The sequence below is a fragment of the Flavobacterium sp. 103 genome (genome assembly GCF_003096795.1).
Taxonomy (GTDB): domain Bacteria; phylum Bacteroidota; class Bacteroidia; order Flavobacteriales; family Flavobacteriaceae; genus Flavobacterium.
The window spans coordinates 2,762,700-2,779,174 of sequence record NZ_QENX01000001.1; the positions used below are offsets into that span (position 1 = coordinate 2,762,700).

The following is a 16,475-nucleotide window of genomic DNA, read 5'->3' on the forward strand; positions in this document are numbered from 1 at the left end:
AATCTATTTAGTCTAATAATCCAATATTTAAGAATGGAAGAAAATCATTTTAAATTCACCAATGCAGTAGTGGGAGTGCCTCTTTTTTTTGTGCTATTCCTATGGTTTGTCTATTGGTTAGAAATCCGTTTTGGATTTGATTTTGATGATAATGGAATTCTGCCGAGAACTTTTTCAGGATTGCAAGGCATAATTTTCAGCCCATTTATTCATTCGAATATCGAACATCTCTATAATAATTCTATACCATTAATAGTGCTATTAGCGGCGTTGTTCTTTTTTTATAGAAAAGAAGCAATAGGAATATTAGTGTACGGAATTTTACTTTCAGGAGCTATAACATGGCTCATCGGGAGAGAAAATTATCATATCGGTGCCAGTAGTTTGATTTATGTATTGGTTTCTTTTATTTTTTTCAAAGGAATTCAAACTCAATATTATAGATTGGTAGCTTTGTCTCTCACAGTTGTGGTTCTTTATGGCGGAATGGTTTGGTATGTTTTTCCAAAAATTGATGAAACCATTTCCTGGGAAGGTCATTTATCAGGATTAATTGCGGGTTTTGTAATTACTTTTTTATACAAAAAACCAGAATTCAAGAAAGTAATAAAATACGATTGGGAGCGACCAGATTATGATTCTTCAGAAGATAAATTTATGCAACGTTTTGATGAAAACGGTAATTTTGTTGATCTTCCCAAGCCTGAAATTGTTGAAGAGAATCAAATGGGAATTGACTCTTTTTTTCAGTCGAATTCAAATGTTGTTTATGATTTTATCGAAAATCAAGAAGATATAAACGAAAAAAATGAATCAAAACTGGAGTCTTGATTCATTTGCTTTTTTTAATTTAAAAATTTACATTCTTAAATCTACATTTTATCTATATTCTGCAATCTGAAATTATTAACTTCTCTGTCTAACGGCTTCGTATAAAAAAGCGCCACAAGCTACAGATACATTTAGAGAACCTATTGAGCCAAACATAGGAAGTTTTGCTTTTTCATCTACGATTTTAAGAACAGATGGATTCACTCCTCGATCTTCAGACCCCATAATGATCGCTACCGGTTCATTCAAAGAAATATCATAAATATTTTGTTCTGTTTTTTCGGTGGCAGCAACAGTTTTTATGCCGCTGGCCTGCAAAAGAAAAATAGCGTCTTTAATGTGTTCTACTTTACAAATCGGAATATTAAATACCGCGCCTGCCGATGTTTTTACTGTGTCTCCATTTACAGGAGCCGAACCTGCTTTTTGAACGATAATCCCATTAACGCCTGTACATTCTGCTGTTCTAATTATAGCACCAAAATTACGCGCATCCGATATCTGGTCCAAAATTAAAAACAAAGGTTTTTTGCCATTTTCAATAACGGTTTCTATCAAGGTTTCTAAATCATAAAATGAAATAGGAGAGACGGTAGCTACAGCACCTTGATGGTTATTGGGCGTTAATCGGTTCAGTTTTTCAACAGGAACATAAGAGAAATTGATATTCCCTCTTTTCATCACTTTCATTAAGTCTTTCATTAGTTCGCTGCTCGCTTCCTTCTGAATATAGACTTTATCAACTGTTGCGCCTGCTTGTATGGCTTCAATTATTGCCCTGATCCCAAAAATTTGATGTTCTTTTTCCATGTGGCAAAGTTAAGTAAAAGGTTTGTATAAAAAAAACCACCAGCTGGGCTGGTGGTTTTAATCTATTAAAAGAATAAATCAATTTCTGATTTTTTTCTTCAATTTCAACTGTTTATTTTTTAACAGTTAAAACATATGGGTTCTTAGTTACACTTCCATCTGAATAGGTAGTAACAAACTCTAATTGAATTGGAGTTTTACCAAAATCTGCTGCTGGAACTAAAGCTGTTATTGTTGGGTAATTGTAAATACCCCCTGTAACCAATACAGCTGAATTAAATGTAGCCTTCAAGGATCCTGTTGCTACACCTGGTTCTGCTGTAATAGTAGCGTCTACTAATTTTTTTCCAGGAACGAATGCTTTTACAGGAACTGCTGTAGATGGAACAGTTCCATTGGCTAGGTTTTCCCAGATTTCAATTTTACTTGCAGTAACTCCAGATTTAGTAATAACATCTAATTTGATATCTACAGGAGTAGTGGCAGTTGCTCTAGCAATGGAAGTAGTTTTTAAAACTACATTACCACCAACTGAAAGCATTGCTACTTTCTCGTCGTCTGGAGAACAAGATGCAAAAGACACGACTAATGCCAATGCAAAAATTTGTTTTATATATTTTTTCATGTTTTTCATTTTAAATATTAGAATTTATCCCAGAATACTTTGGCTGTTAACGTATTTTTACCTCCAGGTATTTTAGCAATAGCAGCAGCAGTACTAACACCGTTTATAGTTTCTTCTCTGGCTGGGTACGAATATCTTTTAGGTACTTCAGATAAACCATTATAAGTTACAGCAGGAACAGACAATACAGGGAAGTCAAGTCTTCTGTATGAAGACCAAGCTTCAAAACCTCTGTTGAATAAGGCAATCCAAGCTTGTTCACCAATACTTTGTTTGTAGTTTGCAGCATCATAAGCATGTGCAGCCAAATAAGTAGTAGCATCAGTTGCTGTAAGTCCCCAGTTAGTAAAAGAGGCTGTAACTGCATTGTTGTAGTGAGTAGCAGCAGCACCTACAGCAGCGCCTTTTGCAGCAGCTTCAGCTAACAAGAATTCAACTTCAGAAGCATCCATTAATGTTCCTGCAAATGTAGGATCATTTAAAGTGGAAGTAATGTGTGAGTAGTTCACGAAAGCATTAGATGCACCATAGATACCTCCTTTATAGTTTCCAGATCCCACAGGGAATTCTGTGAAATATTTAGCTCTTCTAGGGTCAACTAGGGTATTCATTTTGTCTACTAAAGTGTTTGCTGGAATAAAATCGTTTCTTCCGCTTACTACTAAATCAGCGTACAATGGGTTAGCATTTGGTTGTAAAGGCAAATATTTTAAATTGGTGTTATCTGCATTACTAGTAATTACACCGGCTGTTACAGCCTTTTCTACTTCAGTTTTTGCATAAGCAGCATCAACGTCAGACATATTTACCGCCATTCTCAAACGAATAGAGTTTGCAAATTTAACCCATTTGCTAGCATCACCACCATAAATTAGGTCAGCTGAATCAAAACTAGCAAAAGCACTATTTGCTGTTAGACTACTTGCGTCAGCAGTCAATCTAGTGATAAGATCTTTATATATCGTTTGTGCATCGTCGTATTTTGGTAATGGATGAGCTTCAATATCTAATGATTCAGAATAGGGAACGTCTCCAAAAGTGTCTACCAAAACACTATAAGTGTACGCCATTAAGATATCTACAAGAGCTTTTTTGTTAGCCAAAATTGCAGTTTGCTCAGGAGATGCAGGAACTTCAAGGTCTAATAATTTTTTAGACTCTTTTAGATCGATCAATACGTCTCTGTAAAGTATAGCAAAGTGATTATCTGGAACTCTTCTTGTTGTGATATCATACTGACTTTCGTCTGGGTATGTTGTTTCAGTCCAATGTTGAGCAAACAGTCTAAATACATTTAAATTAACTGAGGTGCCTACCATCTGATCCACTAATGATTTTTGTGCATTAGTAAACAAATATTCCGCTTTTGTTGTTGCAGGTCTTTTTGCTTCTTCATTCAAATCTGTGATATCACTTGAGCAGGATACAAACAAACTGATGAATGCTGTTAATAAAGCTATTTTTTTCATAATTTAGAATTTAATTGTTACGTTACCACCAATGTTTCTTGTTGTTGGTAGAGATCCTACAGAGTATCCAGAAGATAAGTTTCCTGAACTTGTTCCACTTTCTGGGTCTGCATAAGGAAGACTTTTGTCTATGATCCATAAGTTAGAACCTACTATTGCAAACGACAAAGCTGTAAGTTTCATTTTTGAAACGATACTACTTGGTAAATTGTAAGTAATATTCGCTTCTCTTAATTTGATATAACCTGCGTCATAGATAAACGCTTTGTTAGGAGCTTGTCTGTAACCAGCGATATTTCCGTATTGATCTGGAGCAGCTGTTCTAATTGTATTTGGAGTACCGTCTTGTTGAACACCTGGAAGAATTACACCACCACCATTTGCGATAGTATTTCTCATTGGGTTTCCTAAGTCGTTAAGTCCTGCAGACTCTTTGTATAAACCTGTAGCTTGTCCGTATGCTTGGTCAAGTGAGAAAATATCTCCACCTTTTTGCATATCAAGCAAAAATCCTAAAGAGAATTGTTTGTATGTAAATTTGTTACGGATACCTCCAATCCAATCTGGAGTAACGTTACCAATAACGTTTGTAGTTGCAGTATTTCTAATGTATCTACCGTTTGTACCAACTACTTTTTCTCCATTTAAGTAAGTGTAATCAGTACCTTTAATAGTTCCGTAAGGTTGTCCAACAGAAGCATTGATAGTTACACCTTGTTGGAATGATCCTAATTGTAAATTTTCAATACCCTCTGTTAACTCAACAACAGTATTCTCGTTTTTAGACCAGTTTACAAAAATATCCCAAGCAAAATCAGCTGTTTTTACTGGAGTAACATTAAATTGTACCTCGATACCTTTGTTTTCAACAGATCCTGCATTAATGAATCTTTTGTTTGCTCCAACAGCAGTAGAGTAATCTACGTCAAAAATTTGATCAGAACTTAAACTTTTGTATACCGCTACATCAAATCCAATTCTTCTGTCTAAAAATTGCATCTCTAAACCAATTTCTTCTGAAGCTGTTTTTACTGGGCGTAAATTAGCATTAGATAATGTACTTGGTAGTGAATATTGTTGGTTTGAACCGAATGGGTCAAATTTAGAATATGTATTTACTAAAGAGTGTAGTGCAATGTTTCCTTGTGGATTTTCTGCATAACTAGCTCTTAGTTTACCAAATGATAACCATGGTTGGTCGATGTGTTTGGTAAAAACATAAGATCCAGATACAGAGAACGTATTAACACTATTGTTGTCTTTTGGTAAAGTAGAGAATGAATCTCTTCTTGCTGTTCCATCTACAAATAAGAATTCTTTGTATCCAAATGAAGCCGATCCAAAAACAGAATTAACTCCTGAGAAATCTTGACGCTCGATAGGGAATGGAACCGTGTTAACAGAGTTTGTTAAGCTGTATAGTCCTGGAACAATTAAACCTCCTTGAGTTGTAGCAAAAATAGAAGTAAAGTTGGTTCTTAATATATTACCCCCAGCAACTCCATTGAAAGAGAAGTCTTCATTGATGTTTTTCTTAAATGTCAAAAGACCTTCGTAGTTTTGTTCAGAAAAATTACCGTTATATCTGGCATATCCTGATGATTCATCTAATGCATTGATTCCGAATGTAGCAGGAATTGATCCTACAGCTCTTCTTTCTTCACGCAATTCAGCATAAGTATCCGTAGATATTTTTCCAGATGCGGTTAACCACTCAAATAATTTGTAATCTACTTTAGCATAACCTGTAAAACGGTTTCTGTTATCTGTTTGGTAGTTTTTGTATCTTGTGAAATATGGATTGTCCCAGTAAATAGGGTTGGTTGCACCAGTAGTTGGGCTTTGCATATTCCAAGTTATGTTTTGTCCACCAGATCTTTCGAATGCTTGTTTTTGTTCTTGGATGTCAACATTAGTTTGAAACCATTGACGGAAAGAAGTCAAGATGTTGTCATTGTAACCTGTAGAGTTTCTTCCAACAGTACTTTGAGAAGTATAGTTAGCGAAAACTGCTGTAGAAAGTTTGTCTGTGAATTGGTGATTTACTTTAACACTTAAAGTGTTTTTCTTTAATTCACTGTTTGGCATAATACCAGTTTGTTTGTAATTATTGTAGTTCATTACAAAACTAGTCTTATCTGTAGCATCTTCCATAGAAACAGAATTACTAAAAGTATTTGCTGTTTGGAAGAATGAGAAAGGACCGTTTTTAGCAGCAACCCATGGAGTTTTTTGTCCAAAATGATCTGTATATGGGCTGTATGCGTTCCATTGGTAAACTGATAATGTTGGATCAAAAGGAGCTCCATAAGAAGCATCTTCGTAGGTAGGAACCACTAGGTCTCCATTTGCATCTTCATCAAAATATGGTCCTGTTGGTCCATTAGAATAGAAAGGTCCGTAACCTCCTCCGTATTTATCTTGGTATTTTGGGAAAGTAGCTTTATCAGCTGTAGAAGTTGTAAATTCACTAGAAAGTGTAATCCCCATTCCTTTTTTAGCTTTACCTTTTTTGGTTGTAATCATAACTACACCATTACCAGCTTGCCATCCGTATAATGCAGACGCAGCAGCTCCTTTAAGGATGTTTACGCTTTCGATATCATCTGGATTCACATCCATTGCAGCATTACCATAATCGTAACCACCTCTTCCAGTGTTTTGACCTGCAGTCATTTCATTGTTGGTGTTACTGTTGTTCATTGGCATACCATCGATAACGATAAGCATTTGATTGTTCCCAGTAAGGTTTTTAATACCACGAGATACAATGTTTGTGGAACCTCCAAAGTTGTTGTTTCTTCTGATGCTTACACCAGCAACTTTACCAGAAAGGTCATTAATGAAGTTTCCTGTTGAAGCTCCAGCCGATAAATCAGCTCCTTTTACTTCTTGAGTAGAGTATCCTAAAGATTTTTTATCTCTTTTGATACCTAATGAAGTAACAACTACACTCTCTAATTGTGTAGCATCACTTGCTAATTTTACATTAACTGTTGTTGAGCTAGCAGACTTCTCAGAAGACTTCATTCCAACATAGCTAAATACCAATACATCGCTTGGTGCAGCTTTGATAGAATACTTTCCATCAAAATCTGATTGAGTTCCATTTTTTGTTCCTTTTACTAATACACTTACACCTGGTAAAGGTATACCTGCATTGTCAGAAACAATCCCTGAAACAGATCTTTCTTGCGCAAAAGTTAGTTGCGCCACTAGTACTACTAGGAGTACTAAGAATCCATTGAACTTTAGTTTCATTTTTAAATATTTTGAATTAGTGAGGCAAAAATCATAATAATTTGTTAACTATCCTAATATCTGAAACTCTTTTTTTTGTTAAAGCTAAAATTTAACATTATAACTTATAGTTATGTTTGTGTTATAAAATTTCAATTCTTCATTTTTTGCCTTTCCATTTGTGATGGCAAATTTCAGTAAACCATTGGTGGTTTGTAGGCCCAAACCCATTCCAATCCCAAGAAGTTTTTCGGTTTTATTTTTTTCTATTGTTGTTGTTGGGTCTTCGTAATAGCTGTAATCTAAGATGGAATTGAAGTATAAATTTGGTGAAACTAGATAGCGATATTCCGTCATGAGTGTAATCATTAGATTGGCTTGTAAGCTATTTTCTGCAAATCCTCTTATGGAGTTGATGCCTCCAAAACGAAATAATTCATTTGTTAGATAGTTTTTGCTTTTTAGATAATAGTTTTGATTTTTAACATTTATAATGTTTTTCTCATTAATGTAAAAATCGTTCATTATGTTAAAATTTGCAAAATTTTGTTTCAGAGATGGGTTTGTTATTGTGGTTCTGTTTCCTGTGCCTATTGTTATATTCAAAAACGTTTTTATGGGGAATAGTTTGTTTTCAGTTGATTCTTTTTTGAAATCAAGTGAGGTGGTGTAAAATGAATTTTTGAAATCACTTAGATTTTGGTTGTTTGAGTTTTGAATATCGCTTGATTCGGTTGACTCGTATCCTAAATAGAATCGTTTATTGTAGTCTGTGGAATAGCTTAGTTGTACGGCAGTTTTTGTGTTTTGGAAAATGCTGTCTTGCTTAAAAATGTTTAGGATCGCTTTAATTCCTATTTGGCTTTTAAACAAATATGGAGCAGTCAGATTGACGTTGAATATTTTTTGATTATTCCCATCGTTTTTCCAGTATATGGATAGCTCTTCTCCGTTTCGAAGTGTATTGACTAAAGTTAAATCTAGATATCCGTTAAGTTGTATTTTTTTATTTTCTGTATTGTTGAAGCCTAGATATCCGTCAAATATATTTGCTTTTCTTTTTTCTAAATACACAAATACTTTGGTTGTGTCTTTTGTGAATAGAATTTCTGGATATTTTATTTGATTGATGAATCCAAATTTTTGAAAATCATCATGTACTTGTTCTATTGTTTTTTGGCTGAATATTGTGTTCTTGTATTTTTTGTTGATTTGTTTTTCGGCACCTTTTGGGAGGAGGTTGTTTTGTTGTTGATTGGTATATTTTATTTCAATGGTATTTATTGTTCTTCTGTTTCCTGTATAGATTGATAAGTCAGCATAGAGATTTTGTTTTTTCGTTTGGATATTGGTGAGTTTTACTTTTGTGAAGGCGTAACCATTTTGTTCTAAATTTTGTGTAGTGTGTTTTAAAAATGATTCTGTTTGAGAATATGGTAATATTATGCTGTCTTGATTTATGATATAGTAATTTGGTATAAATGAGGTGTTTTTTATACCTATATATATATGTATGTTTTTTGTTTTGTTTTCTAATGAGATTATAGTGGTGTAAATGCTATCATTTTCCTTTTTTTCTTCTAGTATTTTGTTCTCAATATAGCCGGTAGCGGAAAGTTTTTTTCTTGTTGAATTTATTTCGTCAATTAATTGTTTTGTGTTTTGATGTTTTGCTACGTAGCCAATTGAATCAATAAGTGCAGTTTCAATTGTGGTCTTGCCAATTATTTTTAATTGTAAAGTTTGACTCGTTGAAGTCAAGTGATTAAATAGAAATAATAGAATAAGAATTTTAGATTTCAATTTTAATTTCTTTAATTAAGGTATTGCAAATATCTGTTCTTTGTTGGAATAATCATAGTGTTGGATTGACGAAGTTGCAGTGCGTTAGAAAGTCTTTTGTTGGATTGAAATGTGGATTGTTTGAATAATGTTAATGGTGTTGATAAACAAATATTTACTTCGATTGAAAATTAATTGATTATGGTTTGTAAAGTGAAAATTAATTTATACATTTGCAACCCCGTAAAAAGCGGGATTTTAATATAATAAGAAATTTTTAGTATTAATTATGCCAACAATTCAACAATTAGTAAGAACAGGAAGAACTCAGATAACTAAGAAGAGTAAATCGGTTGCTTTAGATTCTTGTCCTCAAAGAAGAGGGGTTTGTACGCGTGTTTACACTACAACACCAAAAAAACCAAACTCTGCAATGCGTAAAGTAGCGCGTGTACGTTTGACAAATGGTAATGAAGTGAATGCCTACATCCCTGGAGAAGGACACAATTTACAAGAGCACTCGATAGTATTAGTTAGGGGTGGAAGGGTAAAAGATTTGCCAGGAGTAAGATATCACATCGTTCGTGGTGCACTTGATACGTCAGGAGTAGCAGGAAGAACGCAAAGAAGATCTAAGTACGGAGCAAAACGACCAAAAGAAGCGAAAAAGTAATTTAAAAAGTTATTCCTGTAGGGGTGCGATTCGTCGTAGCTGTATGGGTATGAAATTTTATTAAAAAAAAGACATGAGAAAAAGAGCGGCAAAGAAAAGACCACTTTTACCAGATCCAAGGTTTAACGACCAATTGGTAACACGTTTTGTAAACAACTTAATGTGGGATGGTAAGAAATCAACAGCTTTTAAAGTTTTTTATGATGCAATTGACATTATAGAAACTAAAAAGCAAGATTCAGAAAAATCTTCATTAGAAATTTGGAAAGATGCTTTAACAAACGTTATGCCTCACGTAGAAGTACGTAGTCGTAGAGTTGGTGGAGCTACATTTCAAATTCCAATGCAAATTAGACCAGACAGAAAAATTTCTATGGCTATGAAATGGTTGATTCTTTATTCAAGAAGAAGAAACGAAAAATCAATGGCTCAGAGATTGGCTTCAGAATGTTTAGCTGCGGCTAAAGAAGAAGGAGCTGCTGTTAAGAAAAGAATGGATACTCACAAAATGGCAGAAGCTAATAAGGCTTTCTCTCACTTTAGATTTTAATTCTTAAGAAATGGCTAGAGATCTTAAATATACAAGGAATATAGGAATTGCTGCTCACATTGATGCTGGTAAAACAACAACAACTGAGCGTATATTATTCTATACTGGAAAATCACATAAAATTGGTGAAGTACACGATGGTGCTGCAACAATGGACTGGATGGCGCAAGAGCAAGAAAGAGGTATTACAATTACTTCTGCTGCTACTACTTGTGAATGGAATTTCCCAACAGAACAAGGTAGAATTTTACCTAATACATTACCTTATCACTTTAATATTATCGATACCCCAGGACACGTTGACTTTACAGTTGAAGTTAACCGTTCTTTGCGTGTACTTGATGGTTTGGTTTTCTTATTTAGTGCAGTTGATGGTGTTGAGCCTCAATCTGAAACTAACTGGAGATTAGCAGATCAATACCGTGTACCGCGTATTGGATTTGTTAATAAAATGGATAGACAAGGGTCTAACTTTTTGATGGTTTGTCAACAAGTAAGAGATATGTTAAAATCAAATGCTGTTGCAATCACTTTGCCAATTGGTGAAGAAAATGATTTCAAAGGGGTAGTTGATTTAGTTAAAAACCAAGCTATTGTTTGGCATGAAGAAGGTTTAGGGGCTACTTATGATATTGTGCCTATTCCGGAAGATATGCTTGAAGAAGTGAAAGAGTACAGATCGATTCTTATTGAAGCAGTTGCGGATTATGATGAGACTTTGCTTGAAAAATTCATGGAAGATGAAGACTCTATTACGGAGGAAGAAATCAACATTGCTTTAAGAGCAGCTGTAATGGATATGGCTATCATTCCAATGATTGCTGGTTCTTCTTTTAAAAACAAAGGAGTTCAATTTATGTTAGATGCGGTATGTAAGTACTTGCCGTCTCCTATGGATAAAGAAGGTATTACTGGTATTCATCCAGATGATGCTGAATTATTGGAAGAAGATCAAACTAAAATTTTGCGTAAGCCAGATGTTAAAGAGCCTTTCGCTGCTTTAGCTTTTAAAATTGCTACTGACCCATTCGTAGGTCGTTTGGCTTTCTTCCGTGCATATTCAGGAAGACTTGATGCTGGTTCTTATGTATTGAATACTCGTTCTGGTAACAAAGAAAGAATTTCTCGTATCTACCAAATGCATGCTAACAAGCAAAACCCAATCGAATATATTGAGGCTGGTGATATTGGAGCTGCTGTTGGATTTAAAGATATTAAAACTGGAGATACATTGTGTGATGAAAAACACCCAATTATTCTTGAGTCTATGAAATTCCCTGCACCGGTAATTGGTATTGCTATTGAACCTAAAACTAAAGCTGACGTAGATAAAATGGGTATGGCTTTGGCTAAATTAGCTGAAGAGGATCCAACTTTTACAGTTAGAACTGATGAAGCTTCAGGTCAAACTATTATCTCAGGTATGGGTGAGCTTCACTTAGATATCTTGGTTGATAGAATGAGACGTGAATTCAAAGTTGAAGTAAATCAAGGTGAGCCTCAGGTTGAATACAAAGAAGCGTTTACTAAAAAAGCACAACATAGAGAGACTTATAAGAAACAATCTGGAGGTCGTGGTAAATTCGGTGATATCGTATTTATTTTAGAGCCTGCTGATGAAGTTGATGGTAAAACTCCAGTTGGATTACAGTTTGTGAATGCTGTAAAAGGAGGTAACGTTCCTAAGGAATACATCCCTTCTGTTGAAAAAGGTTTCCGTGAAGCTATGAAAACTGGTCCTTTAGCAGGATACCAAGTAGATAGTTTGAAAGTAACTTTGTTAGACGGATCTTTCCACCCTGTTGATTCTGATGCTCTTTCGTTTGAATTAGCAGCTAGAATGGGGTATAGAGAAGTAGCTAAGGCTGCTGGAGCTGTAATTCTTGAGCCAATCATGAAGATGGAAGTGATTACGCCAGAAGAAAACATGGGAGATATCGTTGGTGATATTAACCGTCGTAGAGGTCAGGTGAATGATATGGGAGACAGAGCAGGTGCTAAAACTATTAAGGCTGATGTGCCTTTATCAGAAATGTTTGGATATGTGACAACATTGAGAACATTGTCGTCTGGTAGAGCAACTTCAACAATGGAATTTTCACACTACGCTGAAACGCCTTCTAATATTTCAGAAGCAGTTATCAAAAAAGCAAAAGGAAACGCATAATCTTTAAGAAAATGAGTCAAAAAATCAGAATAAAATTAAAATCTTACGATCACATGTTGGTAGATAAGTCTGCTGAAAAGATTGTAAAAACGGTAAAAACAACAGGTGCTGTTGTAACTGGTCCAATTCCATTACCAACACACAAAAAACTTTTTACAGTATTGCGTTCTCCACACGTAAACAAAAAAGCTAGAGAGCAATTTGAAGTAATGTCATATAAGAGATTAATTGATATTTATTCATCTTCATCTAAAACTATTGATGCTTTAATGAAACTTGAATTGCCAAGTGGAGTTGAAGTTGAAATCAAAGTTTAAGTACTTTAAGAGTAAAAAGGAACGCCGTTTTTAGGTAAAAAATATTTTTTTGGTTTGTGTGTAAATAAGTTATACATTTGCACCCACTTAAAAAATAGGATTTGCTTAAAAGCTGCGTTCTATATTTATATTTAATAATTAATAATTAATATTTATGTCTGGGTTAATTGGTAGAAAAATCGGCATGACTAGTATTTTCGACGAAAACGGGAAGAATATTCCTTGTACAGTAATCGAAGCTGGACCATGCGTTGTTACCCAAGTCAGAACCAAAGGTGTTGACGGGTATGAAGCGTTGCAACTTGGTTTCGATGACAAAAACGAGAAACATTCCACAAAAGCGGCTGTAGGTCACTTTAAGAAAGCTGGAACTGTAGCTAAGAAAAAAGTCGTTGAATTCCAAGATTTTGCAACAGAACAAAAATTAGGAGATCTTATTGATGTTTCTATTTTTGCTGAAGGAGAATTTGTAGATGTACAAGGTGTATCTAAAGGTAAAGGTTTTCAAGGGGTTGTGAAACGTCACGGTTTTGGTGGTGTTGGACAAGCAACTCACGGTCAACACAACCGTTTAAGAGCGCCAGGTTCTGTAGGAGCTTCTTCTTATCCATCCAGAGTATTCAAAGGAATGCGTATGGCTGGAAGAATGGGAGGAGATAATGTAAAAGTTCAAAACCTTAGAGTTTTAAAAGTAGTTGCTGATAAGAACCTACTTGTTGTTAAAGGATGTATTCCTGGTTGCAAAAACTCTTATGTAATCATTCAGAAGTAATGGAAGTAAAAGTATTAGATTTCAACGGAAAAGATACTGGAAGAAAAGTTCAACTTTCTGATTCAGTTTTCGCAATCGAACCAAATAATCATGCTGTATATCTTGATGTAAAGCAATATTTGGCTAATCAAAGACAAGGTACTCACAAAGCTAAAGAAAGAGCTGAAGTTGCGGGAAGTACACGTAAGATTAAAAAACAAAAAGGAACAGGTACAGCTCGTGCGGGTAGTGCTAAAAACCCTTTGTTTAAAGGTGGAGGTACGGTTTTTGGACCTAGACCAAGAAGTTATTCATTTAAATTGAATAAAAACTTGAAACGTCTTGCTAGAAAATCTGCATTTTCAATTAAAGCAAAAGAGTCGAATATAATCGTACTTGAAGATTTTAATTTTGAAACGCCAAACACTAAAAATTTCATTAATGTTTTGAAAGCTTTAGAGTTAGAAAATAAAAAATCACTGTTTGTGTTGGGTGATACGAATAAAAACGTATATTTGTCCTCACGAAATTTAAAGGCTGCAAATGTCGTAAGTAGCTATGAATTAAGTACTTACGCTATTTTAAACGCTAATAATTTAGTGCTTTTGGAGAGTTCTTTGGAAGTAATTGAAGAAAATTTAAGTAAATAATAGGATATGAGCATCATAATTAAACCTATAGTAACGGAAAAAGTAACCAAAGAAAGTGAAGTTTTAAACCGCTTCGGATTCGTTGTTGACAGAAAAGCAAACAAAGTACAAATTAAGAAAGCTGTTGAGGCTGCTTATGGAGTAAATGTTTTGAGTGTTAATACAATGAATGTGAGACCAGATAGAACTACAAAATACACTAAAAGTGGTTTAATCAGTGGAAAGACTAACGCAATTAAAAAAGCGATTGTTCAAGTACAAGAAGGAGAAACAATTGATTTTTACAACAATATCTAAGATAAAATGTCAGTAAGAAAATTAAAACCTATTACCCCAGGTCAGCGATTTAGAGTTGTGAATGGTTATGACGCCATTACAACTGATAAGCCGGAACGCTCTTTGATAGCGCCGATAAAAAACTCTGGAGGTAGAAATAGTCAAGGAAAGATGACCATGCGTTATACGGGTGGTGGTCACAAGCAGAGATATCGTATTATTGATTTCAAACGTACTAAAGAAGCGATTCCAGCTACAGTGAAGTCAATCGAATATGATCCAAATCGTACTGCGTTTATCGCTTTATTAGCTTATGCTGATGGTGAGAAAACATATATTATTGCTCAAAACGGATTGAAAGTTGGTCAGAAAGTAGTTTCTGGGCCAGAATCTCAACCTGAAATTGGTAATACTTTACCTTTAAGCAGAATTCCTTTAGGAACTGTTATATCTTGTATCGAATTGAGACCAGGACAAGGGGCTGTAATCGCTCGTTCTGCTGGAACATTTGCTCAATTAATGGCAAGAGATGGAAAATATGCGACAATTAAAATGCCTTCAGGTGAAACAAGATTAATCTTGTTGACTTGTTCAGCTACAATTGGAGCAGTATCTAATTCAGACCACCAATTAGTTGTATCTGGAAAAGCAGGTAGAACAAGATGGTTAGGAAGAAGACCTAGAACAAGACCTGTTGCAATGAACCCTGTCGATCACCCAATGGGTGGTGGTGAAGGACGTTCTTCTGGTGGACATCCACGTTCAAGAAATGGAATACCAGCTAAAGGTTATAGAACTCGTTCTAAGAAAAACCCGAGTAACAAGTATATCGTAGAACGTAGAAAGAAATAATAAGATATGGCACGTTCATTAAAAAAAGGACCTTTCGTTCATTATAAGTTAGACAAGAAAGTTGCAGAAAACATCGCAGGCGGAAATAAAGGAGTTGTTAAGACATGGTCTAGAGCTTCTATGATTACTCCTGACTTCGTTGGGCAAACTATCGCAGTTCATAACGGTCGTCAATTTGTACCAGTTTACGTAACAGAAAACATGGTAGGTCACAAATTAGGAGAATTTTCACCAACTAGATCTTTTAGAGGTCATGCTGGAGCAAAAAATAAAGGTAAAAAATAAGAAGCAATGGGAGTTCGTAAAAGAGAAACAGCAGATGCGAGAAAAGAGGCTAATAAGTCTATAGCTTTCGCAAAATTGAATAACTGCCCTACTTCACCTAGAAAAATGCGCTTAGTAGCGGACTTGGTAAGAGGTCAGAAGGTAGAAAGAGCACTTAACATATTAAGATTCAGTTCGAAAGAAGCTTCAAGAAAATTAGAAAAACTATTATTATCTGCAATCAATAACTGGGAGCAAAAAAATAGTGAAGGTAATCTTGAAGAAGCTGGATTATTTGTTAAAGAAATCCGTGTAGATGGTGGAATGATGTTGAAAAGACTTCGTCCAGCTCCACAAGGTAGAGCACACAGAATAAGAAAACGTTCTAATCACGTTACAATCGTGTTAGGAGCTATCAATAACACACAAAGCAATTCTTAAGCAGCATGGGACAAAAGACAAATCCAATTGGAAATAGACTTGGTATCATCAGAGGATGGGACTCAAACTGGTATGGTGGAAATGATTACGGTGATAAATTAGCCGAAGATTATAAAATCAGAAAGTATATCCATGCTCGTTTATCAAAAGCTAGTGTATCGAAAGTAATCATCGAGAGAACTTTGAAACTTGTAACCGTTACTATCACTACTGCAAGACCTGGTATTATTATTGGGAAAGGTGGACAAGAGGTAGACAAGTTGAAAGAGGAGCTTAAGAAAATTACTGACAAAGAGGTTCAAATCAACATCTTTGAAATAAAAAGACCTGAACTTGACGCGTATCTAGTTGCTACAAGCATCTGTCGTCAAATCGAAAGCAGAATTTCTTACAGACGTGCAATCAAAATGGCTATTGCTGCTTCTATGCGTATGAACGCTGAAGGTATCAAAGTTTTGATTTCTGGTCGTTTGAATGGTGCTGAGATGGCTCGTTCAGAAGGTTTCAAAGAAGGTAGAATTCCTCTATCAACTTTCAGAGCTGATATTGATTATGCTTTGGCTGAAGCTCATACTACTTATGGTAGAATGGGTATCAAAGTATGGATCATGAAAGGTGAAGTTTATGGAAAGAGAGATCTTTCTCCACTTGCTGGAATGGACAAAAAACAAGCTGGTGGTAAAGGTGGAGATTCTCCTAGAGGAGACAGAAAGCCTTTTAATAAAGGTGGAAAACCAGACGCTCGTAAACGAAAGTAAATTTTTAAACTAAAGAAAA

17 protein-coding genes are annotated in these 16,475 nt (G+C 35.0%); 12 read left to right on the plus strand and 5 right to left on the minus strand.

The features are described 5' to 3' along the window. The first annotated feature begins 33 nt into the window (after positions 1-33). A complete protein-coding gene (locus C8C85_RS11360) occupies positions 34-831 on the plus strand; it encodes a rhomboid family intramembrane serine protease (protein ID WP_116797183.1) in 798 nt (265 codons plus the stop codon). Between the two features lie 75 nt (positions 832-906). Here the strand turns inward: C8C85_RS11360 and rlmB are convergent, their stop codons facing one another. From rlmB to C8C85_RS11385, 5 genes are all read right to left on the minus strand, one after another. Further along, positions 907-1,641, minus strand: coding sequence for a 23S rRNA (guanosine(2251)-2'-O)-methyltransferase RlmB (rlmB, locus tag C8C85_RS11365; protein WP_116797184.1), 735 nt, complete (start codon positions 1,639-1,641; stop codon positions 907-909). A 112-nt stretch (positions 1,642-1,753) separates the two neighbouring features. Further along, positions 1,754-2,266, minus strand: coding sequence for a hypothetical protein (locus tag C8C85_RS11370; RefSeq protein WP_133243383.1), 513 nt, complete (start codon positions 2,264-2,266; stop codon positions 1,754-1,756). 17 nt (positions 2,267-2,283) lie between these two features. Next, positions 2,284-3,735 carry a SusD/RagB family nutrient-binding outer membrane lipoprotein gene (locus tag C8C85_RS11375; RefSeq protein ID WP_243412101.1) on the minus strand — a complete coding sequence of 484 codons (1,452 nt, stop codon included), beginning with the start codon at positions 3,733-3,735 and terminating at the stop codon, positions 2,284-2,286. Positions 3,736-3,738: 3 nt separating this feature from the next. Beyond that, positions 3,739-6,996 carry a SusC/RagA family TonB-linked outer membrane protein gene (locus C8C85_RS11380; protein ID WP_116797187.1) on the minus strand — a complete coding sequence of 1,086 codons (3,258 nt, stop codon included), beginning with the start codon at positions 6,994-6,996 and terminating at the stop codon, positions 3,739-3,741. Between the two features lie 84 nt (positions 6,997-7,080). Then, a complete protein-coding gene (locus C8C85_RS11385) occupies positions 7,081-8,778 on the minus strand; it encodes a hypothetical protein (protein WP_243412102.1) in 1,698 nt (565 codons plus the stop codon). 268 nt (positions 8,779-9,046) lie between these two features. Between C8C85_RS11385 and rpsL the strand changes: the two genes are divergently transcribed. The 11 genes from rpsL (at position 9,047) to rpsC (ending at position 16,456) form a co-directional block, all read left to right on the plus strand. Beyond that, the gene (rpsL, locus tag C8C85_RS11390; RefSeq protein WP_007136570.1) at positions 9,047-9,430 is read left to right on the plus strand and encodes a 30S ribosomal protein S12; all 384 of its coding nucleotides are present in this window, start codon (positions 9,047-9,049) and stop codon (positions 9,428-9,430) included. Between the two features lie 73 nt (positions 9,431-9,503). After that, positions 9,504-9,980: a 30S ribosomal protein S7 gene (gene rpsG, locus C8C85_RS11395; RefSeq protein WP_035637287.1), complete on the plus strand. Its 477-nt coding sequence runs from the start codon at positions 9,504-9,506 to the stop codon at positions 9,978-9,980. Between the two features lie 10 nt (positions 9,981-9,990). Next, positions 9,991-12,147: an elongation factor G gene (gene fusA / locus C8C85_RS11400; protein WP_116797188.1), complete on the plus strand. Its 2,157-nt coding sequence runs from the start codon at positions 9,991-9,993 to the stop codon at positions 12,145-12,147. Between the two features lie 11 nt (positions 12,148-12,158). Beyond that, positions 12,159-12,464, plus strand: coding sequence for a 30S ribosomal protein S10 (rpsJ, locus tag C8C85_RS11405; RefSeq protein WP_007803605.1), 306 nt, complete (start codon positions 12,159-12,161; stop codon positions 12,462-12,464). A 154-nt stretch (positions 12,465-12,618) separates the two neighbouring features. Further along, on the plus strand, positions 12,619-13,236 hold the full coding sequence (gene rplC, locus C8C85_RS11410) for a 50S ribosomal protein L3 (RefSeq protein WP_077377776.1): 618 nt from the start codon (positions 12,619-12,621) through the stop codon (positions 13,234-13,236). Continuing rightward, positions 13,236-13,865 carry a 50S ribosomal protein L4 gene (rplD, locus tag C8C85_RS11415; protein ID WP_116797189.1) on the plus strand — a complete coding sequence of 210 codons (630 nt, stop codon included), beginning with the start codon at positions 13,236-13,238 and terminating at the stop codon, positions 13,863-13,865. The genes rplC and rplD overlap by 1 nt, the downstream gene beginning before the upstream one ends. A gap of 6 nt (positions 13,866-13,871) precedes the next feature. Continuing rightward, positions 13,872-14,162, plus strand: a complete 291-nt coding sequence (gene rplW / locus C8C85_RS11420; protein WP_077377770.1) for a 50S ribosomal protein L23 — start codon at positions 13,872-13,874, stop codon at positions 14,160-14,162. Between the two features lie 6 nt (positions 14,163-14,168). Then, positions 14,169-14,993, plus strand: coding sequence for a 50S ribosomal protein L2 (gene rplB, locus C8C85_RS11425; protein ID WP_077377767.1), 825 nt, complete (start codon positions 14,169-14,171; stop codon positions 14,991-14,993). 6 nt (positions 14,994-14,999) lie between these two features. Beyond that, positions 15,000-15,278: a 30S ribosomal protein S19 gene (gene rpsS, locus C8C85_RS11430; protein WP_035637298.1), complete on the plus strand. Its 279-nt coding sequence runs from the start codon at positions 15,000-15,002 to the stop codon at positions 15,276-15,278. A 6-nt stretch (positions 15,279-15,284) separates the two neighbouring features. After that, positions 15,285-15,698 carry a 50S ribosomal protein L22 gene (gene rplV / locus C8C85_RS11435; RefSeq protein WP_007803631.1) on the plus strand — a complete coding sequence of 138 codons (414 nt, stop codon included), beginning with the start codon at positions 15,285-15,287 and terminating at the stop codon, positions 15,696-15,698. Between the two features lie 5 nt (positions 15,699-15,703). Next, the gene (rpsC, locus tag C8C85_RS11440; protein WP_116797190.1) at positions 15,704-16,456 is read left to right on the plus strand and encodes a 30S ribosomal protein S3; all 753 of its coding nucleotides are present in this window, start codon (positions 15,704-15,706) and stop codon (positions 16,454-16,456) included. The last annotated feature ends 19 nt before the right edge of the window (positions 16,457-16,475 follow it).

What these genes read in the sequence shown, in the direction of transcription:
- rpsL (WP_007136570.1), top strand. Translation starts at nt 9,047, where the DNA reads ATGCCAACAATTCAACAATTAGTAAGAACAGGAAGAACTCAGATAACT.
- rpsJ (WP_007803605.1), top strand. Translation starts at nt 12,159, where the DNA reads ATGAGTCAAAAAATCAGAATAAAATTAAAATCTTACGATCACATGTTG.
- rlmB (WP_116797184.1), bottom strand. Translation starts at nt 1,641, where the DNA reads ATGGAAAAAGAACATCAAATTTTTGGGATCAGGGCAATAATTGAAGCC.
- C8C85_RS11370 (WP_133243383.1), bottom strand. Translation starts at nt 2,266, where the DNA reads ATGAAAAAATATATAAAACAAATTTTTGCATTGGCATTAGTCGTGTCT.
- rpsS (WP_035637298.1), top strand. Translation starts at nt 15,000, where the DNA reads ATGGCACGTTCATTAAAAAAAGGACCTTTCGTTCATTATAAGTTAGAC.
- rplC (WP_077377776.1), top strand. Translation starts at nt 12,619, where the DNA reads ATGTCTGGGTTAATTGGTAGAAAAATCGGCATGACTAGTATTTTCGAC.
- rplD (WP_116797189.1), top strand. Translation starts at nt 13,236, where the DNA reads ATGGAAGTAAAAGTATTAGATTTCAACGGAAAAGATACTGGAAGAAAA.
- C8C85_RS11375 (WP_243412101.1), bottom strand. Translation starts at nt 3,735, where the DNA reads ATGAAAAAAATAGCTTTATTAACAGCATTCATCAGTTTGTTTGTATCC.
- rpsC (WP_116797190.1), top strand. Translation starts at nt 15,704, where the DNA reads ATGGGACAAAAGACAAATCCAATTGGAAATAGACTTGGTATCATCAGA.
- C8C85_RS11380 (WP_116797187.1), bottom strand. Translation starts at nt 6,996, where the DNA reads ATGAAACTAAAGTTCAATGGATTCTTAGTACTCCTAGTAGTACTAGTG.
- rplB (WP_077377767.1), top strand. Translation starts at nt 14,169, where the DNA reads ATGTCAGTAAGAAAATTAAAACCTATTACCCCAGGTCAGCGATTTAGA.
- rplV (WP_007803631.1), top strand. Translation starts at nt 15,285, where the DNA reads ATGGGAGTTCGTAAAAGAGAAACAGCAGATGCGAGAAAAGAGGCTAAT.
- C8C85_RS11360 (WP_116797183.1), top strand. Translation starts at nt 34, where the DNA reads ATGGAAGAAAATCATTTTAAATTCACCAATGCAGTAGTGGGAGTGCCT.
- rpsG (WP_035637287.1), top strand. Translation starts at nt 9,504, where the DNA reads ATGAGAAAAAGAGCGGCAAAGAAAAGACCACTTTTACCAGATCCAAGG.
- fusA (WP_116797188.1), top strand. Translation starts at nt 9,991, where the DNA reads ATGGCTAGAGATCTTAAATATACAAGGAATATAGGAATTGCTGCTCAC.
- rplW (WP_077377770.1), top strand. Translation starts at nt 13,872, where the DNA reads ATGAGCATCATAATTAAACCTATAGTAACGGAAAAAGTAACCAAAGAA.